General features: G+C 62.4%; 24 protein-coding genes, 1 other RNA gene and 1 pseudogene. 9 read left to right on the top strand and 17 right to left on the bottom strand.

Features of this window, described 5'->3' with window-relative positions; all coding sequences use genetic code 11:
* Positions 1-2 precede the first annotated feature (2 nt).
* The 5 genes from modC to NKI01_RS09665 all read right to left on the bottom strand — a co-directional run bounded on the left by modC (position 3) and on the right by NKI01_RS09665 (position 4,117).
* Positions 3-1,115 carry a molybdenum ABC transporter ATP-binding protein gene (gene modC, locus NKI01_RS09645; protein ID WP_023720813.1) on the bottom strand — a complete coding sequence of 371 codons (1,113 nt, stop codon included), beginning with the start codon at positions 1,113-1,115 and terminating at the stop codon, positions 3-5.
* Positions 1,112-1,816, bottom strand: a complete 705-nt coding sequence (gene modB / locus NKI01_RS09650) for a molybdate ABC transporter permease subunit (RefSeq protein WP_352495174.1) — start codon at positions 1,814-1,816, stop codon at positions 1,112-1,114. The genes modC and modB overlap by 4 nt, the downstream gene beginning before the upstream one ends.
* Before the next feature lie 15 nt (positions 1,817-1,831).
* Positions 1,832-2,623 carry a molybdate ABC transporter substrate-binding protein gene (gene modA / locus NKI01_RS09655; RefSeq protein WP_031194508.1) on the bottom strand — a complete coding sequence of 264 codons (792 nt, stop codon included), beginning with the start codon at positions 2,621-2,623 and terminating at the stop codon, positions 1,832-1,834.
* 274 nt (positions 2,624-2,897) lie between these two features.
* Entirely contained in the window at positions 2,898-3,692 is a 795-nt protein-coding gene (locus NKI01_RS09660) for a thymidylate synthase (RefSeq protein ID WP_352482986.1), read from the bottom strand.
* A 113-nt stretch (positions 3,693-3,805) separates the two neighbouring features.
* Complete coding sequence (locus NKI01_RS09665; RefSeq protein WP_023676702.1) at positions 3,806-4,117, bottom strand: DUF2853 family protein; 312 nt, start codon at positions 4,115-4,117, stop codon at positions 3,806-3,808.
* Positions 4,118-4,279: 162 nt separating this feature from the next.
* Between NKI01_RS09665 and ssrA the strand changes: the two genes are divergently transcribed.
* Positions 4,280-4,635, top strand: a transfer-messenger RNA (tmRNA) gene (gene ssrA, locus NKI01_RS09670).
* A gap of 82 nt (positions 4,636-4,717) precedes the next feature.
* Here ssrA and NKI01_RS09675 read toward each other — a convergent pair.
* Positions 4,718-6,514, bottom strand: coding sequence for an acetolactate synthase 3 large subunit (locus NKI01_RS09675; RefSeq protein ID WP_352962979.1), 1,797 nt, complete (start codon positions 6,512-6,514; stop codon positions 4,718-4,720).
* Positions 6,515-6,919: 405 nt separating this feature from the next.
* On the opposite strand from NKI01_RS09675, the gene NKI01_RS09680 reads away from it, so the two are divergent.
* Positions 6,920-7,660: an SDR family oxidoreductase gene (locus NKI01_RS09680; protein ID WP_352482982.1), complete on the top strand. Its 741-nt coding sequence runs from the start codon at positions 6,920-6,922 to the stop codon at positions 7,658-7,660.
* A 66-nt stretch (positions 7,661-7,726) separates the two neighbouring features.
* Here NKI01_RS09680 and NKI01_RS09685 read toward each other — a convergent pair.
* Positions 7,727-8,548: pseudogene (locus tag NKI01_RS09685) on the bottom strand (LysR family transcriptional regulator); the annotation flags it as partial.
* A 102-nt stretch (positions 8,549-8,650) separates the two neighbouring features.
* Entirely contained in the window at positions 8,651-9,856 is a 1,206-nt protein-coding gene (locus NKI01_RS09690) for a multidrug effflux MFS transporter (protein WP_352962982.1), read from the bottom strand.
* Between the two features lie 167 nt (positions 9,857-10,023).
* On the opposite strand from NKI01_RS09690, the gene NKI01_RS09695 reads away from it, so the two are divergent.
* From NKI01_RS09695 to NKI01_RS09710, 4 genes are all read left to right on the top strand, one after another.
* Positions 10,024-10,713, top strand: a complete 690-nt coding sequence (locus NKI01_RS09695) for a TetR/AcrR family transcriptional regulator (RefSeq protein WP_352844473.1) — start codon at positions 10,024-10,026, stop codon at positions 10,711-10,713.
* Positions 10,714-10,847: 134 nt separating this feature from the next.
* A complete protein-coding gene (locus tag NKI01_RS09700) occupies positions 10,848-11,384 on the top strand; it encodes an SspB family protein (RefSeq protein ID WP_023676707.1) in 537 nt (178 codons plus the stop codon).
* A gap of 18 nt (positions 11,385-11,402) precedes the next feature.
* Positions 11,403-11,606: a DUF4169 family protein gene (locus NKI01_RS09705; RefSeq protein WP_023720822.1), complete on the top strand. Its 204-nt coding sequence runs from the start codon at positions 11,403-11,405 to the stop codon at positions 11,604-11,606.
* Positions 11,607-11,623: 17 nt separating this feature from the next.
* Positions 11,624-11,845, top strand: a complete 222-nt coding sequence (locus NKI01_RS09710; RefSeq protein WP_023720823.1) for a ribbon-helix-helix domain-containing protein — start codon at positions 11,624-11,626, stop codon at positions 11,843-11,845.
* A 3-nt stretch (positions 11,846-11,848) separates the two neighbouring features.
* Here the strand turns inward: NKI01_RS09710 and NKI01_RS09715 are convergent, their stop codons facing one another.
* A complete protein-coding gene (locus NKI01_RS09715) occupies positions 11,849-12,121 on the bottom strand; it encodes a CBS domain-containing protein (protein ID WP_245278655.1) in 273 nt (90 codons plus the stop codon).
* A gap of 6 nt (positions 12,122-12,127) precedes the next feature.
* Between NKI01_RS09715 and NKI01_RS09720 the strand changes: the two genes are divergently transcribed.
* Positions 12,128-12,250: a hypothetical protein gene (locus NKI01_RS09720; protein ID WP_352962985.1), complete on the top strand. Its 123-nt coding sequence runs from the start codon at positions 12,128-12,130 to the stop codon at positions 12,248-12,250.
* Between the two features lie 11 nt (positions 12,251-12,261).
* Here the strand turns inward: NKI01_RS09720 and NKI01_RS09725 are convergent, their stop codons facing one another.
* The 3 genes from NKI01_RS09725 to NKI01_RS09735 form a co-directional block, all read right to left on the bottom strand.
* A complete protein-coding gene (locus tag NKI01_RS09725) occupies positions 12,262-16,416 on the bottom strand; it encodes an AsmA family protein (protein ID WP_352962988.1) in 4,155 nt (1,384 codons plus the stop codon).
* A gap of 115 nt (positions 16,417-16,531) precedes the next feature.
* Entirely contained in the window at positions 16,532-17,053 is a 522-nt protein-coding gene (locus NKI01_RS09730; RefSeq protein WP_352482975.1) for a hypothetical protein, read from the bottom strand.
* A 104-nt stretch (positions 17,054-17,157) separates the two neighbouring features.
* On the bottom strand, positions 17,158-18,570 hold the full coding sequence (locus NKI01_RS09735) for an FAD-binding oxidoreductase (protein ID WP_352590011.1): 1,413 nt from the start codon (positions 18,568-18,570) through the stop codon (positions 17,158-17,160).
* 119 nt (positions 18,571-18,689) lie between these two features.
* On the opposite strand from NKI01_RS09735, the gene NKI01_RS09740 reads away from it, so the two are divergent.
* The gene (locus tag NKI01_RS09740; protein WP_352495168.1) at positions 18,690-19,175 is read left to right on the top strand and encodes a thioesterase family protein; all 486 of its coding nucleotides are present in this window, start codon (positions 18,690-18,692) and stop codon (positions 19,173-19,175) included.
* A gap of 147 nt (positions 19,176-19,322) precedes the next feature.
* A complete protein-coding gene (locus NKI01_RS09745) occupies positions 19,323-19,520 on the top strand; it encodes a hypothetical protein (RefSeq protein WP_023676715.1) in 198 nt (65 codons plus the stop codon).
* Positions 19,521-19,746: 226 nt separating this feature from the next.
* Here NKI01_RS09745 and NKI01_RS09750 read toward each other — a convergent pair whose 3' ends face one another.
* The 5 genes from NKI01_RS09750 to NKI01_RS09770 all read right to left on the bottom strand — a co-directional run bounded on the left by NKI01_RS09750 (position 19,747) and on the right by NKI01_RS09770 (position 23,150).
* Entirely contained in the window at positions 19,747-20,364 is a 618-nt protein-coding gene (locus NKI01_RS09750; RefSeq protein ID WP_352495167.1) for an MOSC domain-containing protein, read from the bottom strand.
* A 141-nt stretch (positions 20,365-20,505) separates the two neighbouring features.
* Positions 20,506-21,627 (bottom strand): beta-ketoacyl-ACP synthase III, encoded by a 1,122-nt coding sequence (locus NKI01_RS09755; protein WP_352639723.1) that lies wholly within the window; start codon positions 21,625-21,627, stop codon positions 20,506-20,508.
* 121 nt (positions 21,628-21,748) lie between these two features.
* Positions 21,749-22,090: a hypothetical protein gene (locus NKI01_RS09760; protein WP_352482968.1), complete on the bottom strand. Its 342-nt coding sequence runs from the start codon at positions 22,088-22,090 to the stop codon at positions 21,749-21,751.
* A gap of 108 nt (positions 22,091-22,198) precedes the next feature.
* Positions 22,199-22,996, bottom strand: a complete 798-nt coding sequence (tam, locus tag NKI01_RS09765) for a trans-aconitate 2-methyltransferase (protein WP_352482967.1) — start codon at positions 22,994-22,996, stop codon at positions 22,199-22,201.
* Between the two features lie 22 nt (positions 22,997-23,018).
* Positions 23,019-23,150, bottom strand: a complete 132-nt coding sequence (locus NKI01_RS09770; protein WP_352482966.1) for a type II toxin-antitoxin system RelE family toxin — start codon at positions 23,148-23,150, stop codon at positions 23,019-23,021.
* Positions 23,151-23,152: the final 2 nt, after the last annotated feature.

Genomic DNA, 23,152 nt, shown 5'->3' on the forward strand with positions numbered 1-23,152 from the left:
GTTCACCCATCCGCCTCGGCGGGGAGGCCGGCGCCGGTATTTGCCCGGTCGAAGCTCACCGTCTTGACCACCGCGAAGACCTTTCGACCAAGCTGGAGCCCTAGCGTCTGCCGCGACTGTTCAGTGATGCGGGCAAGCACGGTTGCGCCATTGCAGTCGATGCCGATCTCGACCGTAGGCCCTTCGCCCGGCTTTATCGCCATGATCGCGCCCGGGAATATGTTGAGCGCGCTGAGGCCAACCGGCTGCTCGGTGGCGATCATCACGTCGCGGGCGCGGATGCGGACGCGCACCGGCGCACCGACCGGCGTTGCCAGAAGCGGCACACGGATCTCGCCCGCCGCCGAGCCAAGCACGGTCATGCCAAACGCCTCGTCGTGGCGCAGAACCGCGGTATCCAGCACGGCACCGCCCTCGCCGCGCTCTTCGGCCGGCAATAGATCCAGACGCTGCATGATCACTCCGGTTGGACCGGAAGCAGCGACCTTGCCCTGCATCAGTACCACGACGTCGCTCGCCAACCGCGCCACTTCGGCGATCGAGTGGCTGACATAGACGATCGGGATTTTCGTCTCGTCGCGCAGCCGCTCGATATAAGGCAAGATCTCGGCCTTGCGCGCCTCGTCGAGCGACGCCAGCGGCTCGTCCATCAGCAGCAATTTCGGACTGGCAAGCAGCGCCCTGCCGATTGCCACGCGCTGCTTCTCGCCACCGGAGAGTTTTGCCGGCCGCCGGTCGAGCAAATGGCCGATCCCGAGCAGTTCGACCACGCCATTGATATCCGCGTAGCGCTCAGCAGCCGGCGTGAACCAGCGGCCATAGCGCAGATTGCTCGCCACGCTCATATGCGGAAACAGCCGCGCGTCCTGGAACACCATGCCGATCCGCCGCTTGTGCTTCGGCATGAACAAGCCGGCATCGCTATCGACCAGCACACGGCCGTCGGCCGCGATACGGCCTTTGTCGGGGCGGATCAGCCCGGCAATCAGGTTGATCAGCGTCGTCTTTCCGGAGCCGGAAGGCCCGAACAGCGCAGTCAGCCGCCCGGCGCTTTCGAAGCGGGCATTGACGGCGAAATCGCCAAGCCGGTGGCTGATGTCGACCTGAACCGTCATTCGATGTCCATCCGCCGGCCGACGCGTCGCGCCAGCACTTCCGAGGCGACCAGTGCCGCCATCGAGATGACGATCGAGATCAGCGTCAGCCTGAGCGCACCGGCGTCGCCGCCGGGAACCTGCGTGAAAGTGTAGATCGCCGACGGCAGCGTCTGCGTCTCGTTCGGAATGTTGGAGACGAAGGTGATCGTCGCGCCGAATTCGCCCATCGCCTTGGCGAAGGAGAGGATCGCACCGGCGATCAGGCCGGGCAGGATCAGCGGCAGCGTGATCGTGCCGAACACCCATAATGGATTGGCGCCGAGCGTGCCGGCGGCCGCCTCGATTTTGCGGTCGACCGCTTCGATCGACAGCCGGATCGCCCGCACCATCAGCGGAAAACCCATCACGCCGCAGGCGAGCGCGGCGCCGGTCCAGCGAAAGGAAAAAACGATGCCGAAATGTTCGGCCAGGAAAGCTCCGGCCGGACCGCGCTTGCCGAAAGTCAAAAGCAGCAAATAGCCGGTCACCACCGGCGGGAGGATCAGCGGCAGATGCACCAGCCCGTTGAGCAGCGTCTTGCCCCAGAACTGGCCGCGGGCGAGCACAAGAGCGATCGCTACGCCCGGCGGCAGGCTGGCAATCATCGCCACGGTCGCCACCTTGATGGACAGTCGGACCGCATTCCATTCGTCGGGAGCGAGATCCAGCAGCCAGCTCATGCTCAGGGCCGTTCGTCAGTTGCTCGGCGCAAGCACGGTAAAACCTTGCGCCTTGAAGAGTTCGCCAGCCTTGGCGGATTGCAGGCATTTCAGGAATGCCGGGGTATCCTTGCCCTTCGAATCCGCAAGCTGGGCAACCGGATAGATGATCGGCGGATGTGTATTGTCGGGGAAAGTGCCGACCACCTTCACGCCAGGCTCGGCATGCGCGTCGGTGGCATAGACGATGCCGAGTGCTGCCTCGCCGGTCGACACCAGCTTTAGGGCGGCGCGCACATTCTCGGCCTGCGCCACGTTGCCTTCGACGGAAGACCAGACACCGAGCGATTCGAGCGCCGCCTTGCCGTATTTGCCTGCCGGCACCGCCTTGAAATCGCCCATGGCAAGTTTGCCGTCACCCACGAGCCCGGCAAGATCGAAACCCTTTTCAATCCTGGTTTCAACCTTGGAATCCTGCGGCGCGATCAGCACGATCTGGTTGCCGAGCAATTTCACTTCGGTGTCGGGCTTGGTCAGCTCCTTGTCGGAAAGATATTTCATCCAGTCGAGATCGGCCGAGATGAACACGTCCGCCGGCGCGCCGCTTTCAATCTGCTTGGCCAGCGCCGAGCTCGCCGCGTAGGAAATGGTTGCCGCCTCGCCGACACTGGCCTCGCAGGCCTTGTTGACGGCATCGAGCCCGTCCTTCAGGCTCGCCGCGGCAAACACGACCACCTTGTCATCGGCATGGGCCGCCGGCACCGCGGCCATCAGCATGGCAGCGAGACCCGCGATGGCAATCGTCGTCGAACCTTTGCGCGCCAGCATGAACTCTCCTCGTCTCGGATCGCCCGAAGCCGTCCATCGATATATCCATGTGAACATAACAAGGAAAGGCTCTTTACCAGGCGACGGCATTCTGAGCTGCGGTTTTCTCCGCCTGCGATAACCTCCTTTAGATACAGCGGTATCGAGGTCGAAGAAAATATCGCATGGAATCTGTTGCGCGCACCACAGACGTCGGTCGATCAAGATGGATGCTGACAACGTCCGAGGGCGTAGCCGCAGTAGGCAATTTCGATATGCACAGTCAGGTAGGGTGCTAAACCGCGATCGGCGCCTTGATCGTCGCGTCGGCGAAATAGTTGTCGAGCCGGAAATCCTCGAAGCCGAAGGCAAAGAGATCCTTCACCTCGGGATTGATCCATAGCGTCGGCAACGCCTTGGGCGTACGCCGCAATTGTTCGCGCGCCTGCTCGAAATGGTTCGAGTAAAGATGCGCGTCGCCGAGCGTGTGGATGAAATCGCCGGGTTTCAATCCGGTCACCTGCGCCACCATCAGCGTCAGCAACGCATAGGAAGCGATGTTGAAGGGCACACCGAGAAAGATGTCGGCGGAGCGCTGATAGAGCTGGCAGGAAAGCTTGCCTTCCGAAACATAGAACTGGAATAGGCAGTGGCAGGGCGGCAACGCCATGGCCTCTACCTCGGCAGGGTTCCACGCCGAAACGATCAGCCGCCGCGAGTTAGGATTTTTGCGTATCTCCTTCAGAAGATTCGCAATCTGGTCGATGGCGCCGCCATGGCCGTCCGGCCACGAACGCCATTGCTTGCCATAGACCGGGCCGAGATCGCCATTCTCGTCGGCCCACTCATCCCAGATCGAGACGCCGTGATCGTTGAGATATTTGATGTTGGTGTCGCCGGCCAGGAACCACAAAAGCTCATGGATGATCGACTTGAGGTGCAGCTTCTTGGTGGTGGTGACCGGAAAGCCGCGGGCCAGGTCGAAGCGCATCTGGTAGCCGAATATCGAGCGTGTTCCGGTGCCGGTACGGTCGCCGCGATCTGCGCCGTTTTCCAGCACATGCTTCAGAAGGTCGAGATACTGGCGCATCGGCTCCGGTCCGATTCGGGTTGTCAGCCATCATAGCCGAATGACCGTCGGCCGAACACAGCAAAGCGAGACAATTCCAGCAGAAGCCTCGCCAGCATCAGCGGCGAGTTTGTTCAGAGCGAGCCGAGCATGCCCAGATCCTTGGCGACAAGATAATAGAACGTCACCCGGCTCTTGCTGTTGTCGGCCGCCATCGCCTTGCAGGTCTTTTCGATAGCCGCATCCGCCTTGGCGCCGTCGGTGACACCGAGCTTGCCAGCGACCCAGCTGTTCCTGACGCGCTTCAGTTCCTCCGGGTCGGTGCAGGACACCAGCGAGGAATCGCGGTTCCTGAGCGCGATGCCCAGATGCTTGACGATCTTGGCGACCGCGTCGGCATCCGCCGCCGCATCATATTTTTTTACGTCTGCGAGATAATCGGCCATCGAATTTCCCCTCGTCGGCGCCACGGGATCCGGTCGATGAGGATTGTGGCGCGCTGCCGCAACTGTGCGCTGGGTCTCCTCACCGCCACAAAGCTTCGGTTGAGACCGGCTGCAAGTCAACCCCGTGATGATCCACTTTGACACGGACGAAAGTGGCATTCCGGCCTTTCATTTTCCACCGCCAGTCCCTATATTCGCCTCGTCGGCTCGACCGACTATGGTGATAAACAGGCGATGAAATAAGCCGTTCGGACCCGGGGGCGGTACCCGGCGCCTCCACCAAAAACCGCTGCTCAAGAGCGGCTTTTGCTGGGGGCGAAATAGGATCGACGAAGGTGTAAAGATCGTACTTTTGCCCGGCATTGTACCACCGTTATCGGGCTAAACTTATAGTTGCCAACGACAACTATGCGGAAGCACGTCTCGCCGCGTAAGCGGTGCGATAGCTTCAATTCAAGCCCTAGTGGTTCGCACTTCTAGGCGGGGTTCGGAGGTACCTGGCAACAGAAACCTCCATTTCTTCTTTTTTGATATGTGCAGCTGCAGGCCTCGCCGGCTGGGCTTTTTATGCGCCCTGATACGCTCAAGACGCCGCGGCGTTTATACCAGCCCCTGGCTGACCGCGTCGATCGCACCGGCGAATGTTTCACCAGTAGCCTCATCGGGCAACAGCATCTCATTGTGCCCTCTGCCCGTCCGGATCATCGGAAAACAATTGGCGAGCTTGGCAACACGACAGTCGAGGAGCACCGGCCGGTCCACGTCGATCATTTCCTGTATCGCATCGTCAAGGTCGGCTGGTTTGTCACAGCGCAGGCCGACCGCTCCGAACGCCTCGGCCAATTTGACAAAATCGGGCAAGGCCTCGGAATAGGAATGCGCGAGGCGGTTGCCATGAAGGATTTGCTGCCACTGGCGAACCATGCCCATATATCCGTTGTTCAGGATGAATATCTTGATCGGCGCGTCGTACTGGACTGCCGTCGACAGCTCTTTCATGGTCATCTGAACCGACGCGTCGCCGGCGATATCGATGACGAGGCTGTCCGGATGAGCGATCTGCACGCCGAGCGCCGCCGGCAGGCCGTAACCCATCGTCCCCAGGCCGCCCGAACTCATCCAGCGGTTCGGCTTTTCGAAGCCGTAGAATTGGGCCGCCCACATCTGATGCTGGCCGACTTCAGTGGTGATGTATGTGTCGCGATCCTTCGTCAGCTCGTAAAGGCGCTGCACCGCATATTGCGGCATGATCACGTCGTTGTTCATCTCATAGGAGAACGAATTGCATGCGCGCCAGGCGGCGATCTTTCTCCACCAGTCCTGAAGGCGGCTTCCATCCGGTTTCTGAGATAATGCGCGCCATAGACGAACCATGTCACCCAGAACATTGCCGACATCGCCTTGTATGCCGATATCGGCGTGGACGTTCTTGTTGATCGAGGACGGATCTATATCGATATGTATCTGCCTGGAGTTGGGCGAAAAAGCATCCACACGCGAGGTCACGCGGTCATCGAAGCGCGCGCCGATACAGATCATGACGTCGCAATCGTGCATCGCCATGTTCGCCTCATAGGAACCATGCAGACCGACCATCTTGAGCCAGTTCTTGCCGGAGGCGGGGTAAGCTCCAAGGCCCATAAGCGTCGAGGTGACCGGAAAGTCGCTCAGTTGAACCAGCTCCCGGAGCAATGTCGATGCTTTCGGGCCGGAATTGACGATGCCGCCGCCGGCATAAATAACGGGACGGCTGGCATTGGCCATCAGCGCTATCGCCTGGCCGATCTTGTTGATGTCGCCCTGCAGCTTCGGTTGATAATTTTTCAGCGCAGCAACGTCCGAACGCGGCGTGTACATGCCGGACGCAAACAGAACGTCCTTTGGCATGTCGACGAGAACAGGCCCCGGTCGCCCCGACTGGGCGATGTGGAACGCCCTATGGATCGCTGACGCTAAGTCATCGACGTCTTTGACCAAAGAGTTGTGCTTGGTGCAGGATCGCGTGATGCCGATCGTGTCACATTCCTGAAAGGCATCGGAGCCGATCAATGTTGTCGGCACTTGTCCGGACAGACAGACGATCGGCACTGAATCCATCAGTGCGTCCTGCAGGGGCGTCACGGCATTCGTCGTGCCTGGGCCTGACGTGACCAGCATCACGCCGACCTTGCCCGTGGACCGGGCATAACCCTCGGCGGCATGGCCGGCGCCCTGTTCGTGGCGCACAAGGATATGCTTGAGATCGTCCTGCTGGAATATCTCGTCATAGATCGGCAAAATAGCCGCGCCGGGATAGCCGAAAATATGCTCCACACCATTGTCTTTGAGTGCGCGGAGAACGATCTCCGCTCCTGTCATGCGGTTGCTCGTATCCTGAATGGAATTATCGCTTGTCATGGTTCTGTCCCGTAGCGTGATGAGGATGGGTTGACGGGGCATCGCCGAAATCGGGCGTAAGAAGAATTTCGGGCATAAAAAAAGGCCCCGTCAGGAGCCTGTTTGTCGCGCACGGGTGGCTGTCGCCGGATGGTTACACCATCCTGCCCATGCGCTTTCCTACCACTGCAAGAACCATAGCGATCTTCATGATCATCGCTGCTAACACAGAAAATCGCGCATCGTCAACGTCTCAGGCTAAGGCGTCTCAGGCCAAGGCGAAAACCCAAGGGCTTCCCTTCATCGGAATTTCCGATGGCAGCATTCGTATCTTCCCGTTTCCCTTCTCCCCTGCCTTTGTCGAACAAGGCTTCAGTTTCTCGCCGCGTGTCGGTCACGCCCCGCGAGCTACCTGATGGAGAAAAGATGAACCAGGAAACCACACCAACACCCGAACGCATCCTGATCGTTGGCGGCAGTTCCGGCATGGGACTGTCGCTTGCCGAACAGCAGCTTGCTGCCGGCGCCGAGGTTACGATCGTCGGCCGCTCCGAGGACCGGTTGTCGGCCGCACGGCAGCACTTGCCTCACCCGGAAAGGCTGAGGACGATCGCAGCCGACGTCACAAGCGAGGACGAGGTCCAGCGCCTGTTCGAGGACGTCGGTACGCTCGACCACATCGTCTCGACCGCCGCAGACATCATCGGCGTCTATGTGTTGCTTCCCGAGATGGACGTCTCGATAGCGCGGAAAGTGATGGATTCCAAAGTCGTCGCGCCGCTTCTTCTCGCCAAACACGGCGCGCCTCATCTGACGCCCAGGGGGTCGATCACGCTGACCTCGGGCATCGCCGCCTATCGTCCGGCGGCGAAAGGCTCGGTGGTGGCAGCCGTTAATGGGGCCCTTGGCTCACTCGCCTACGCGCTTGCCGTCGAACTGGCGCCGATCCGCGTCAATGTCGTCTCGCCGGGCTGGGTCGACACGCCGATTTGGGATGCCGTCGTCGGCAGCGGAAAGACGGCTGCGCTGGACGCCATGGCAAAGCGTCTGCTCGTCGGCCGGATCGGCCGGGCAGCCGACGTTGCCCAAGCTATCACGTCCCTGATGCATAACGGCTTCATCACCGGAACCGTGCTTCATGTCGATGGTGGCCAGCGATTGGTCTAGTGATGGCCAGACCTCGCGAACCATTGCGAGGAACAGTTGCAAGACCGGCGCTTGAATGCGCCGGTGGCGCCATACCATGGTGACCGGCGTCACCGGGCTGCTTCCGACCCAAGGCAGCACGACGATATTGGCGTCAGCCGCAGAACCCACGAGACGCGGGACCAGCGCGCATCCAAGACCGGCTGCAACAAGGCCCCGTATCGCGCCCATGCTGGCGAACTCGCCGACCAGTTTTGGACGGTCAGGCAACGTTGCGGCAAACGTTTCGTCGAACATCCGCCTGTAGACGCAACCGGGCTGGGTGACGAGGAAGGCCTCGTCAGCCAGATCGTCGGGCGTTATGGCAGAATATCCGGCCAACCGGTGATTTGCCGGCATTATGATGACGAGCTCTTCTTCTGCCACCTGCTCGCTTCGCAGCTCCGGCGCCGCCGCCGGGGCGGCCCCGAAATGCAAAGACACGTCCAGCGCCCCGCTGGCCACGCCGGCACGCAACCGGCTGCTATCGCCCGCCTGGAGGTTCAGTTCCACGTCTGGATAGCGCCGGTGGAATTCGCTCAGCAAGGCTAGCAAGCGCGTAACGCAAAGCGTCTCCAGGCCGCCGACCGTCAGGCGACCGGCAACCGTACCGCTCGCGTCGGCGACAGCGGAACGGGCTTCGTCCGCAAGGTCGAGGAGATCGTTTGCGTAGTCCAGCAGGCGCTGTCCTGCCGCCGTCAGCTTCAAGCCACGCCGTGACCTGTCGAACAGCGACGTGCCCAGATCGGCTTCCAGCGCCTGGATCTGTTCGGTCACGCTCGATTGGGCAAGATGAACCCGCTCGGAGGCGCGCGTGATGTTCAAGGTGGTGGCGACCGCCACGAAGGTCTTGAGATGTCTAAGCTGCATGTCTTGAACCCGTCATATAGGCAAAGGCTGCTTTGAACCGGGACCGCAAACGTGAAAAGGCCGGGAACATCGCCCGGCCTTTTTTGTCTCGCTAGGAGAAGCTTACTCCGCCGGCGCTTCCGCAGCTTCGCGGCTGCGGCCGAGCGTTACCTTGGCCAGCGTGAAGGAGATCGCCGCGCAGAGCGTGATGCCCGCCACCATTGGCAGCGGCGTGCCGTCAAAGAACACGCCGGCGACACCCATGGCGACCGCCCCGATGGCGAAGTGCAGCGTGCCCATCAGCGCCGACGCCGTGCCGGCGATCTCACCATGCTCTTCCATGGCCAGCACCGACGTAGTCGGGATAACCAGGCCGAGGAAACCGTAGCCGACGAACAGCAGGGCCGCCATCACGTCGAGCCGGTCGACACCCGAGGCCATCACCGCGAACAACACCACCATCGTCGTCGCATAGCCGATCACCGCGACGCGTACCACGCGCTGCAGCCCGAACCGCTCCGACAGCAACCCGGTCAGCTGCGACATGCCGATGAAGGCAACCGCATTGATCGAGAAGAACACGCTGTAGACCGAAGGCGACAGCCCGTAATGGTCGATCAGGATGAAGGACGAGCTCGACAGATAGACGAAGAAGCTCGCAATGCCGAAGCCGGCGATGGCCGTCAGGCCAAGGAAGTTGCGGTCGCCCATCAGGAAGCGGTAGCCGGAAAGTGCCGTCCCGAAGGACGACCCGGCGCGCTCCTCGACCGGCCGCGTCTCCTTGAGCGAGGTCGCCAGCAGGATGGTGGCGAGCACAGCCGCGCCCGTCACCGTCCAGAACACGGCGCGCCAGCCGAAATTCTCGATGATTTGGCTACCGGTCAGCGGCGCCAGGATCGGCGACACCGAAAAAACCAGCATCAACAGCGACATCAGCTTGGCGGCTTCGGTGCCGGTGTGCAGATCGCGCACGATCGCGCGCGGCACCGCCATACCGGCGCTGGCGCCGAGCCCTTGCAGGAAGCGGAAGGCGATCAGCCATTCGATCGACGGGGCCAGCGCCGAGCCGACGCCGCCGACCATGAACAGCGCCAGGCCGCCATAGAGCGGCAGCTTGCGGCCGACCATATCGGAGATCGGTCCGACGACGATCTGACCGAAGCCCATGGAAAGAAAGAAGATCAGCAGGCTCATCTGCACCGCGGCGGTGCCGGCATGCAGATCCTCGCCGATCGACGGCAAGGCCGGAAGATACATATCGATGGCAAACGGGCCGATGGCGGACAATAGGCCGAGCACGACCGCAATGCGGAGGAATTTGGCGTTCATGATAGCAGGCTCTTTCGAATTCTGGTTGCCGCCGCGGGCCGGCGTGTAACCCTAGGACGTTCCATCCCGTGGAGTTCCGACTCTTCTGCGGAACGAAACCCCCTCGTGTTAGTCCACAAATCTAGACAGGCTTGTCTAATTCGTCAACCACCTCTATATAGTTTTGCATGAAGGCCAACGTTTCTCCTGACATTTTCCCGCCGCGGGGCCATGAGGCCAAGCGGATGTCAATTGTCGACGCCGCCGCCTCGGTCTTCTGCCGCGAAAGCTTCGCCGGTGCCAATATCGACATGATTGCCGCCGAAGCCGGCGTCTCCCGCCAGACCATCTACAATCATCATGGCGACAAGGAAAAACTCTTCGTTGCTATCGTTCGCGACCTCACCGAACGTTGCAATGCCGGCATCTTTGCCACGATCTCCACTTTTCCCGATCGGCCGAAGGATCTCGAGGCCGACCTCATAGCCTTTGCCGTCCGGATGAACCACAACTGCATCTGCAACCGCGACGGAAAATTCCTGCGCAAGCTGATCCAGAGCGAGGGCGAGCGCTACCCCGAGCTCTTCGCCGAATGGCGCGAAGAAGGACCGGGCAGGACATGGCCGGCGATCGCCGCCCGTTTCGCCCGCCTCGCTCATGCCGGCTTCCTTGATATCGACGATCCCGATGTCGCAGCGCGCCAGTTCATGGCGCTTGCCAATGCCGAGTTGCAGACGACATTCATGCTCGGCGGTACACCGACCGAGGACGAGGTGGTGCAATCGGCGACAAATGGCGTGCGCACCTTCCTGCGCGCCTTCGGCAAGCGGCAGCATGTGGTCCGGGCAAGCAAACAGGGCGTGCTCGCCAGCGCTTGACGATCAAAGCCGTTTGGCGATCAAATCGTCGCCAACAGGCTTCGCTTCCGCACCCCGGCGATCTATATCCGGTTTACGCCGCGCTCAAGCTTGATTACAGCTATCAGGACGATTCAACGGAAGCCGACAGCCACATGGCCGACGACCACATCCGCTACGACATTCTGGCCCAGGAGGCGTTGCGCGGCGTCATGCGCAAGGTCCTGGCCGAGGTCGCGCGCACCGGTCTCCCAGGCAACCATCACTTCTTCATCACATTTCTCACCGGCGCGCCGGGCGTGCGCGTATCTTCGCGGCTGCGCGAACGCTATCCCGAACAGATGACCATCGTTATTCAGTTCCAATATTGGGACCTGAAGGTGAGCGACACCGGCTTCGAGGTCGGGCTGTCGTTTTCCGACGTGCCGGAGAAACTGGAAATCCCGTTCTCGGCCGTACGCGGCTTTTACGATCCGTCCGTCAACTTCGAGCTCGAATTCGACGTCAAGACGGATACCCCGGCTGAACAGGAGACAAAGGCCAAGCCTGCTCCCGAGCCGCTGGCCATCGTCGCCGAGAAAAAGCCTGAGACGAAGAAGAAAACCGCTGAGGCGGAAAAGAAGCCTGCCGCGGCCGACGCCGGCGCCAAGGGGGCCGACGTGGTGTCGCTCGACGCCTTCCGCAAGAAGTGACCCGACGGGCGGCGTGACATGGCCGAGATCGTCAATCTCCGTCAGGCACGCAAGCAGAAGGCGCGAGCCGAGAAGGAGCGCCTGGCCGAACAGAACCGGGCGCTGCATGGCCGTTCCAAAACCAGCCGGGATCGCGACCGCCTGATCGCCGACAAGGCCGACAAATTCGTCGCCAGTCATCGCCGGGAAAAATCGGGCGATTCGGACAAATCCGATGCTTGAAGTGTGAGGGCGGTCGCGTGAGCCCGGTCGAAAAGCGCTCGGTCACCATTCGCGGCCACCGCACCAGCTATTCGCTCGAAAAGCCTTTTTACGACGACCTGGTCGCCATCGCGGCCGCGCGAAAATTGACGCTCGCCGCGCTTGTCGCCGAAATCGACGAGAGCCGCCCGCGCGATGCGAACCTCTCCTCGGCGCTCAGGCTCTATGTGCTGGACTGGGCCAAGCGCCGCAAGTTGTAGCCTTCAGGCAACGCTATTTTGTTTCCTGCGCCGGATACGGAAGCCCAGCAAAGCCGAGCGGTCGCGTTCTTCGGCCTGCTTCTTCGATCTGACACGCATCAGGTCCTTCCAGCCGACATAGCCCACCAGCCGCGCATTTTCTCGCGTGACGACGGGCAAATGGGACACGTTCGCCATCAGCAGCTTGTCGGAGGGGCCCTCGAGATACTCATCCGGATAGGCAACCGTCTTTGCGAAGCCGGGCTCGTCGCGAGGGACCACTACGAGGAGGACCACCGCCGCGTGCTGCTGCGGCTGACCGACTGCGCCGACGACAGTCTCGCCGATCTGTCAGCCGCTCATCTCGACGAACTCGGGCGGATCGAGCCGATGCTGAAGCGCTTGCTTGCTGGACGCGGCGCATAAGGGATGCGCCGTCACCCGCCATTCAGCGATTTTAGCAGATCGTCGATCGACGAGGGATCGAACTTGAGCTTTGGCGGGGGCGGCACTGAGGGTGGCACGTTATTTGCGGCCGGTGGCGCACGTTCTGCTTTCTGCGCTTGCTCCGCCGCGGCCTTGCGTTCGGCGTCGAGCTTTGCCTTCTCTTCCGAGGCGATCCGCAACGCCTCTTCCGCCCTCTGGCGTTGCTGTTCTTCGGCCTGCGCTGCTTCCTCGGCAGCCTGTTGCGCCGCCTCGGCTTTGGCTTCGGCATCCGCTTTGGCCTTTGCAGCCGCCTCGGCTTTCGCCCTGGCCTCGGCTTCGGCCTTCGCCGCTGCATCCGCTTTCGCCTTGGCTACAGCCTGCGCCCTGGCCTCCGCTTCGGCTTGGGCCTGCGCCTCAGCTTCGGCCTTTGCCTTGGCGTCCGCTTCAGCCTTCGCCTTGGCTTCAGCCTGCGCCCTGGCCTCCGCTTCGGCTTGGGCCTGAGCCTCGGCTTCGGCCTGTGCCTTAGCGTCCGCTTCAGCCTTCGCCTTGGCTTCAGCCTGCGCCCTCGCCTCCGCTTCGGCTTGGGCCTGCGCCTCAGCTTCGGCCTTTGCCTTGGCGTCGGCCTCGGCCTTCAGCCGCGCTGCTTCCTGTTGCCTGCGCAGTTCCTCCGCCGCTCTTTCACGCTCGGTTTGCAGGGCAGCGTAGTAGCGCACCTCACGCCGCAGCCTTTGTTTCTCGAGCAGCGCGGCTTGCATGGCTTCGACCCGCTGCTGCTCCTTTTCCAGCGCACGCTGGGTCAGGAACTGTGCCAGTGGCTCGCTGTCGAACTGCCGTTTGATGGCGCCGAACGGACCGTCGACGCTGAAATTCAAAATTGGTTCGGAGCCGACCAGCGCCTCGTCGCCGGGCCGGTAGGCGATCTCGCCCTTAGCATCGACGGTGCTGGTATTCAGATCGGCGGTGATGTCGGCGGACAGCGTCGCGCCCGGGCTTTCGAATTTGACCGGCGGCGCCCTCAGCGTGCCGCCGGCGATGGTGAAGGCAATATCGGTGTCCTGCGCCGGAAAACTGCCCGCCGCGGCGATCTGCGGCACAAAGCCGGCAGTCTTCGACGCGTCGATATCGCGCCCTATCGCGTCGGCCTTGGCAATGAATGCGCCAAAGGCATCGGGATTGAAGCCGGCAATGGTCATGCCCTTCAGCGTCGCCGTGCCGGAACCGGACAGCGCCGCCACCATCGCGTCGACCGATTTGCCGCTGGTCGACAGCGCCGTCGTGAACTCGCCGTTTCCGCTGATGCCGGCCTCCGGCAGCACGGCTGCCAGATCGCCGCCGGCGAGCTTCATCTGGCCGGAGAAAAGCCCGGTGCCGTCATTGTTCTTGAGCTCGAACAGACCACTCAGCACACCGCCGAGGAACTTTGCCTTGAGATCGGAAACGCGGATACCCTCCTGGTCGAGCTGCAGCGACAGCGCGGCGTCATAGGCGGTGGCAAGCGGGCCGGCGGCGAGCGACGCCGCCGTCAGATCGAGATCGGCGGTAAATGGCAGACTGGATTTCTGGCTGAACGGTGCCGTCGGCCAGGCCCCATCATTGACAAGGAAGGCCTGGTCGCCGAACAGCATCATCGCCATCGGATCGAGGTCCAGCTCGTCCAGCGACAGCGCGCCGGCAAGATGCGGCAGCCCCTCTTTGACGTCGATATTTACGTCACCGGAAACCGCCGCTTCATTGACGGCGCCACTGAGGCCGCTCAGCACCAAGAGACCATTGCCGTAGTCGGCATCGGCCGCAAGCGACGTCGACATGCCGGTCCCCATGCCAGGCAGGCCGACGCCGGTCGTCATCAGCCATGGCTCGATATCGGCCGTTTCAAGGCTGACCTTGCCCTTTGCGGCGGCGCCCTGAGGCGTGTCGGCAACTGTCCCCTCGAAACTAGCTTTGAAGTCGTTGCCGGCGAGGCTGAAGCGTGTCGCCAGGCCGCCGCCAAGCGTGCCTTTGGCCGAGACGTCGGTGGTCGCCTCGCCGAGCATGCCGAGTGGCAGTGCCGGCAACCCGTAAAGCGCCAGAAGTGCGGTGGCGTCGGCGTTCCTTGCATTGAAGGTCAACGTCACCGGCGCTTCGAGAGGCCGGTCGAGCGCCCCTTTGCCGGACAACGACGCCGAAAAGGCCGAGCCACCGGCCCTGCCCTGTGCGCTCATTGCCAGTCCAGTCGTACCGTCGCCATTGTCTGCGGCACTCGTGACGGCGTCGATACGCGCATCCTGGAACAGCTCCGGATAGGCAGCGGCGCGCGCCGCCAGCCCCTTCAGCACCGCATTGTCCGGATAATGCCGGACGGCGACGTCGATCAGCGGCTTGAGGTCGACGGCGACCACCGAGGCGTCGAGCTTGCCGGTCGGGCTCGCCGGGAAGTCCTTGATCCGGCCGGTGGCGCTGATAGAGGCGCCGGCAAGTCCGCCGACCGACAGGCGGTCGATCTCAAGCAGCCCGTCGCGCAATCTAAGCGCGGTGTCGACGCTATCGGCGGTCAACCCACCTGCGCTGACCGGCCCGGCCTTGATCTGGAAATCGAGGTCGCGGTCGGAAAAGCGGTTGGCTCCCTTGTCGCTGACGAAGATCGAGGCGAAGGCGGCGAGTCCATCGACGTCGAGTTCGCCACCTTCCAGTTGCATCAGCACCGATGGCCTTGTGTCTTCGGGCTGGGTGGAATCGATGCGGCCGGAGAACTTCGCCTTGCCGAGGATGAGTTCGAGATCGCTGAAGGCCTGGTGCTTTTCACTCAAATCTACTTTTGCCTTGAAGCCAGCGGCCGGCAAGCGGCGGATCGCCTCGTCGACGTCCTTCGACAGCCAGGCGGCAAAGCCGGAGGGCTGCGCCACGGCCAGAAGCAGCGATCCGGTGAATCCAAAATGATCCTCGACGCTGACCATGCCATTGGCTTCCAGCTTGGCGCGGCCGGGCAGCGTGGCGGCCAGCGATTTTACCGCCCAGCCGCCCTCGGCCGGTTCGGCGGACAGATGCACGTCGCGAATCGTCGTGTCGCCTGCCACCACCGCCGGCAGTTTCACCTCGACCGTGCCCGGTATGGTCGGCTTCGGCAGATCGAGCAGCGCCTGCTCCAGCGCCGCCACCCGCTCGGACAGCGTCAATCCGGCACTGGCCGCCGCCCCCACTGCCTCGTCGAACTGCACCTGCGCGCCATTGGCCTCGATCGAGAAATGCGGCTTCAGCCCAAGGTCGACCGCAGCCTTGCCATCGGCGGTGTAGGGATTGTCGAGCGGTCCGGTCTCGAAGCGGAATTCGTCGACGCCGAGCTCCTGGTGGTCGAGCGAAAACTTGCCGTTCAGCCTGAACCCCGGATCCGGCTTGCCGGCGCTGACTTTCACTGCCTCGCCGTCGGTGCCGCGCAACTGCGCTACAGTCTGGTCTGCGCCCGATATCTTGAACTGGCCCGAATAGACCGCGGCGCCCTCGACGAGGCCCACATTGCCGTCGGTCTCGATGACCAGCGGATAGTCATCCGGACCGGCTTTGAGCCTGAGCCGCATTTGCCCGTCCGGTTCAGCCTTGCCGGTGGAAGCGGCGATCGTGGTCCGCAACCCGTCCAGCAACAGGGAGCCGTCCATCCGCCAGGGGCCGCCCAGCGACTTGGCCGAGATCGTCGAGTTGATCTCGGAAATAAGATGGCTACGGCCGCCGGCGGCGTGGCTGAGCGCGATCTGTCCTTCCGTCACCGTCAGCTTCTCGATGGAGATCTGGCCGGGATCGAACGGCGAGGACGGCCGTATCGTCCAGTCGACCGTGCCGTTGGCGGCGATGTCGATCGTCGCCTTCGGCCGCACCAGGCGCATGTCGAAGATTAGCACCTCGCCGCGCAGGAATGGCGCGAGTTCTGCATCCATCGAAAAGGTTTCGACGGTCATCGCCGGCTGGCCGTTGGGGCCACCGGCGACGGCGACGTTGGAAAAGGTCACCGAGGGAAACGGCAGCAGCCTTGCCGTTGCATCGCCTCGCACGGTCACCTTGCGGCCTAGGACGGCGCTCGCCTCGCGCTCGAAATCGGCACGGTAACCCGTCCAATCGACAAAGTAAGGCACCACCAGCGCCGCACACAGCACCAGCACGAGAAGCCCACCGAAGATCACGAACAGGCGTGCGAGCATGAACTCCGAAGCGGTTGATTGAAAATCAGCCGCACTCTACCCGCATCAGCGTGTCGATAAAGAGGCAATTCCCGCCAGACAGGCGTCCAGAGCAAAAGAAGGCGGCCAAGAAAACTCAGCGCGCGTCGCGCTTTGCCTGCGCCACCTTTGCCGCCTGCCGCTGCCGGCCGAGTTCCATCGGCCGGATCAGATTCTCGGGCCGCCGGCTCACGATCGCGCGCATGCCTTTGTGCGCGGTGCGCGTGTTGAACTCGGGACCGTCTGCCGCAGCGCCCTGCTTCATGGACAGCGCCTTGCGTGCATTCTCGACCAGCGAAACACGCGCTGCCAACTGGCGGCGGCGTTCGGCCTCGCCATTGAGCCGCCGCATGGTCATCGCCAGAACCGCCAGCTTCAACTGCGAACCTTCATCGGCCTTCGAGGCGCCGGCGCCCTTTGGCGCACCCTTGCCGCGCATTTCGCGGCGGCGGCGATGCGCCTCGGTCTGGGCCTTGTCGCGCCGCTCCCTTAGGAGCTTGACCAGGCTGGCGAGTTCGGCGTCGGCAAGATGCTGCACTGCTGGATGGTGCGACTTCTCGACGAGAGCATGTTCGTCGGCGCTCAGCGCCCGAGCCTCTTCCTTGCGTGAAATCGCCAGGACACCATTCCTCCGTCTGTGACGCCTGCCTGCCTCTCAGGTGCTTGGAGTCTCGATCCAAATGGTGGTGCGGTCAAGCCAGGGACCATCTGGATCTTCTTCCACTATTCGGCCGGCAATATCTTGCCCGGGTTCATGATATTCAGCGGGTCGAGCGCCTGCTTGATCGTGCGCATGATGTCGACGCCATGACCGAGCTCATGCCGCAGGAAGCCGATCTTGCCCTGCCCTATGCCATGCTCACCAGTGCAGGTGCCGTCCATGGCGATGGCGCGCATATTGAGCCGCGCCACGAATTTTTCCGCCAATGCGATCTCCTTCGGGTCGTCCACGTCCATCAGCACCAATACATGGAAATTGCCGTCGCCGGCATGGCCGACGATCGGTGCGATCAGGCCCATCTCGGCGATATCCGCCTCGGTCTCGGTGACACATTCGGCAAAGCGCGAGATCGGCACGCAGACATCTGTCGACAGGCCCTTGGCGCCCGGCCGCAGCGTCAGCGATGACCAGTAGGCATCGTGCCTGGCTTTCCACAATTTTGTCCGCTCTTCGGCGATGCTGGTCCACAGGAACGGGCCGCCGCCATTTTCCTCGGCGATCATGCCGAAAGTCTCGGCCTGTTCGGCGACGCTGGCATCGCTGCCGTGGAACTCGACGAACAGGCAGGGGCTCTCCGGATAGTCGAGCTTCGAATAGGTCTTCATCGCTCGCATCTGCAGCGCATTGACCAATTCGATGCGCGCCACCGGAATGCCCATCTGGATGGTCGCGATCACCGCGTTGCAGGCCGCCTCGACGCTGGGAAACGGGCAGACGCCGCCCGAAATCGCCTGCGGAATGCCCTGCAGCTTCAAGGTCAGCTGGGTGATGATGCCAAGCGTACCTTCCGAGCCGATCAGCAGCCGCGTCAGATCATAGCCGGCCGAGCTTTTCTTGGCGCGCTTTCCGGTCGTCACCGCTTCGCCGTCGGCCATCACCGCCGTCAGTGACAGGACGTTGTCGCGCATCGTGCCGTAGCGCACGGCGTTGGTGCCAGACGCCCGTGTCGCCGCCATGCCGCCGAGCGAAGCGTTGGCGCCCGGATCGATCGGAAAGAACAGGCCGGTGTCGCGCAGGTGCCGGTTGAGGTCCTCGCGCGTCACGCCGGGCTCGACGATGCAATCGAGGTCCTGCGGATTGACCGCGATGATGCGGTTCATGCGTGACGTATCGAGCGAGATGCCGCCGCCCGGCGCATTGGTGTGACCTTCGAGCGAAGAGCCGACGCCAAAGGCGATCACCGGCACGCGATGTGCCGCGCAGGCACGCACGATCTCCTGCACCTCCTCCGTCGTCTCGGCAAAGGCGACGCCGTCCGGCGCCTGCGTCGGGATATAGGTCGTGGTGTGCGCGTGCTGGGCGCGGATCGCCTGGCCGGTCTGGAATCGCTCGCCGAGCCGCTGCTTGAGGATGCCGAGCACGGCGGCAATGCCTTCCTCGTTGCGTTCGACCGGGTTGAGGTCGCTTAGAGCCATCGATTCCTCCGCGAATGGACCAGCGTCCACCCTTGTTCTGCATCTAGGGATGCGTAGTCTCACCGACCACGCTCTGTCCAGTCCACGCTCATCCCGGCATGACGAGAAGGAAGTTTCCGATGCCCATCCCCGCCCCTTTCGTCTCTCGCGCCATGGACATCGAGAAGGCCTGGATCGACTACAACGGCCATCTGAACATGGCCTATTACAACGTGCTGTTCGACCGTTGCTCCGACGAAGCCTTCGAGATGATGGGAATGGGGATGGACTATGTGAGGGAACGGCGGCTGACCATCTACACCGCGGAAGTCCATGTCTGCTACGTCCAGGAGCTGCATCTCGACCACAAGGTCACGGTCTCGTTCCAGCTCCTCGACCATGACGACAAGCGGCTGAGGGCCTATCAGGAAATCCGCCATGTCGACGGCTGGCTTGCCGCCACGTCCGAAACGCTGTCGCTGCATGTCGACATGGCTGGCCCGAAGGTGGCGCCCTTCCCCGCCGACGTCCTTGCCAGGGTGGAAGCGATGCGCGCCGCCCATGCCGCCCTGCCGATGCCGGAGCGCGCCGGCCGCTCGATCGGTATTCGTCGTAAGCCGGCTTGAACCGCAACCCAACCGCCGTTAACCTTACCGAGGTTTTAACGTGAACAAGCCGAATTGAGACGTTGAACGACTCAGCGCGGCGTTGGAAAACCATCCGCATCGAGTTGCGATACGGGCGGCGGAGCAGCAGCGGTTCGGGGAACGTGCATGAAAACCGACATCAAGGTCGAGGCGGACAGGCTGGCGGCTGACCCACGCATCACCGACTATGATTTCTGGCGCTCGCTGAAGAACCTCAACAACGAGATCTTCCACATCGCCAACAACAACGAGCCGATCCCCTTCGCCATGATCCGCTGGCGCGCCATCCTTAAGCAGGCGCGGATGAAACGCGGCCACGCCTGAAACTGTTATGATAACACCGAGCTTGCGGCACAAGAATACAGCGTTGCTTACGACAACGAATGGTCGCCAGGCAGCAAGCCACCGAATTCCGGCATCTATCGTTGCAAGAATTGCGGTGAAGAAATTGCGGCGAACAAAGAAAACGGCCAAACAAGGCGATGGATTGGAAGCTGTTTCAGCAGCCAACTACAAACAGACAATCCCTGATCCTCTAAGATTTTAGTCTTCAGGCCCGGTAAATCCACTGTTCTGGCACGCGCACCGAAATCTCCTCGCCGGCCGTGATCGTGCCGGGCTTCTCGACCCAGGCGACGAGGCCGCGCAAACGCTTCGCCGCTTTCGCGAACAGCAGCGCGCCGGCCTCGTGATCGGCCATCCCGGCATTTTCGGCGACCGATCGCCCGGCGATGCGGCAAGGCCCGTTCTGCGCGTCGATCTTGACAGTCGCGCCGCCTTTGAAGAACAGCAGCGCGCCGGACGGCAGCATCGAGAGGTGCGGCAGGCCTTCGATCAGGAGATTGGCGCCGATCCATTCCGGCTTGATCTCGGCGATGCCCATCCGTTCGGCAACGATTGCCAGTTCGTCCGCCGCGACGATCGACAATTGCCGTTCGTTGCGCATTTCGGTGCCGCGCGGATACCAGGGTTCCCGTCCGCCGGAGCGCCGCGTCGTGCCGGCGTGGAAATCGCCTTCAATGCCGTCGAAGCCAAGCTGCAACTTATCCACCGCCCGTGTCTCGAAATGATCGAATGGTGCGAGATAGAGCGAGGCCACCCTGGCGGTGAGCTTTCGCGCCGGGACGATCTCGACCGGAGTTTCGGCTTCGGGAAAAAGATCCAGCATGGGTTCGTTCCTCGCGTGATACGCGCAATTAGCCGCGGTCAGCTCATCGGGTCCAGTCGAAAGCGCTGATGCTCCGATCAAGCGGACTGATGCGACTCTGCTCGGCGCGTTCCGATGCTGGTTCCGTTCGCGCCGAAATGGTCAAAGCATGCGCAATAGCGCGCCGCCGATCGAGTAGCCGGCGCCGAAGGCGCAGAGCAGGCCGTAGTCGCCGGCCTTCATGTCGGCATGGTTCTCCGACAGGGCGATGATGGCACCGGCGGCGGCAGTATTACCGAGGCGCTCCAGCACCATCGGCGCGCGGTCATGGTCGACGTCATGGCCGAACGACAATTTCAGGATCATGGCATTCATCCGCGCATTCGCCTGATGCAGCCAGAAGCGCCGGATCGCTTGCGGTGTCAGCCCGTGTTCGGCCAGGAATTCGACGATGAACTTGTGGCCGGCGACGGTGACTTCCTTGAACACCTTGTTGCCGATCTGCTTGATCAGATTGCCTTCCAGATCGATCATGTACGGATCGTCCTGGGTGGCGCGGGTATAGTAACCGAGATTGGTGCGGATGCTGTTCGACATCTGCGTCCAGGCACGCGTGTCGAGCACCTCGAAACGCCCCGACCGCTTCTCGCCCTGGGCGAGCCCTTCGACGATCATCGACACGGACGCGTCGCCGAAGATGAAATGCGTCTGCCGGTCGCGAAAATTGAGGTGGCCCGTGATGATCTCCGGCGTCGTCACCAGTACGCGTTTATGCGCCCCTGCCCGCACCAGATTGACCGCAATGTGCAATGCGACCGCCGCCGAAGAGCAGCCAAGCCCCATGTCGAAGCCGGCGCCTCTCGTGCCCAGCGCCTGCTGCATTTCGATGGCGATAGCCGGATAGGGCCGCTGATGGTGCGAGGCCGAGCAGATCACCAGGTCGATATCCCCAGGCTTCAGCCCGGCATGATCGAGCGCCTTGCTGGCCGAGGCGATGCCGAACTCGGCCTCCAGCGACAGCGCATCGTCGGGCCGCGCCGGGAAGCGCGGCGCCATGCGGGTCGGGTCGAGGATGCCTTCCCGTTCGATGACATGGCGGGTCTGGACGCCCGAGGCGTGGACGATGAAGGCACTGTCCGATTTCTGCAGCAGCGGCTCGCCCGAGACCTCGCGCCGGACGTTCTCCATGTCCACCCAAGTGTTGAAGCTGGCGACGAGCTCCTCATTGGTGATCGACGCTTCGGGGATTTCAACGCCGATGCCGCTGATGATGACGCGATGCATTTCCAGTTCGTCCCGTGCGCAGGCGTTGCGGCTTCATGTCGACGCCGCAAAAGCTCGGCGCAACCTCTTTTTGCACCTAGCCAGTTTATGCCGGCTTAAATCAAGTCCCTGGAACGGGTCTTTACCAGGCGCAGAGCTTGGTATTGGTCTGCGGGTTGTTCCAGCAGGCACCGTCATCATTGCTGCGCACGAATTGTCCGGGCAGCGGCACGTTGCGCTGGCCGAGATTGACATAGCCGTAGGCAAAACCCGGGTCGTCGATCTCCAGGACGTAAGTCGGATAGCCCGGCGCCGAGATGCGAAAGCTGCCGGCATCATCCAGCGCCCGATAGCTGCAGGAGAAATACCCGTCATCGCTGGTGAAGCAGCGCGCTCGCTTGGCCTGCGCCGATATCGAAAGGCAAGCACAGCGGCCGCACAAATGCTGCCGCCGAAAATGAGCGTTTTCAGTGTCATCATCCACCCCCCATGGCCCATGAGGGCCGCCATCCCTGCCCCAGCGAGATGCGCATGACGGCGAAAGCCGGTCAAGCATCCGCTGCTGGCTGTTTTTGGGTGTAGCTAAGAGTTTCTAAGCAGAACGCCGCGCCACGATGAAGACACGGGGAAAGCGCAGCAACACCTTGCCGCTTGCCGTTTTCGGATAGGCTTCGGCGATCCTGGCCGTGTAGCGCTTCAGGAAAAGCTGCCGCTCGCCTTCGTCGAGCGGATCGAGGAACGGCTTCAGCCCCGTCGACTTCACCCATTCGACGATCGCCTCGGCATCGGCCAGCGGATGGTTGTAGATCGTGTGCCAGATATCGAGCCGATCCGAGAATGGCGACAAAAGGTCGTAATAGAACGCGACAGGCGGCAGCGGCGCGCGGGCCGCACGCTCGAACTTTTCAGTGAACGGCATCTCGGCCGCGGTCTCCCGCATCAGCCGGTGCGAAGGCTCGCCCATATTGTCCGGCATCTGCACGGCAAGCGCGCCGCCGGGCGCCAAAAATCCTATCAGCCGCTGGAAGACAGCCGGATGCTCCGGTAGCCACTGAAACACTGCATTGGCGAAGATCACGTCGACCGGTTCGGCCGGCTGCCACGTCGCCGCGTCCGCCAAGGCAAAGGTGACGCCGGGCAGGCGCGCCTTCGCCTTCTCGATCATGTCGGGCGAGGTATCGAAGCCGCTGATCTGTGCCTGCGGCCAGCGCTCGACCAGCAATTCGGTCGAATTGCCCGGCCCACAGCCAATGTCCACCACCCGGCGCGGTTCCGGCACTGGCACCTGCGCTAGGAGGTCGCGCGCCGGCCGCGTGCGCTCATCCTCGAATTTCAGGTAGAGTGCGGCGGACCAGTCGGGTTTTGCCTTTACCGCTATGCTGTTATTCATCGATAGATCTCGCGACGGTTGCCTATCTCCCGATCAGCACGACGAGCCGGCTGTCCTGAAACTGGGCAATGATTCTGTAGTCGCCGACGCGAAACCGCCAAGCTTCCTTGGTCCCAGTCAGCCGTTTGGCGAGTGCTCTTGGATTGGGGTGCACAG

It is taken from the genome of Mesorhizobium sp. M0815 (assembly GCF_040319995.1).
In the GTDB taxonomy this organism is placed as follows: Bacteria; Pseudomonadota; Alphaproteobacteria; order Rhizobiales; family Rhizobiaceae; genus Mesorhizobium.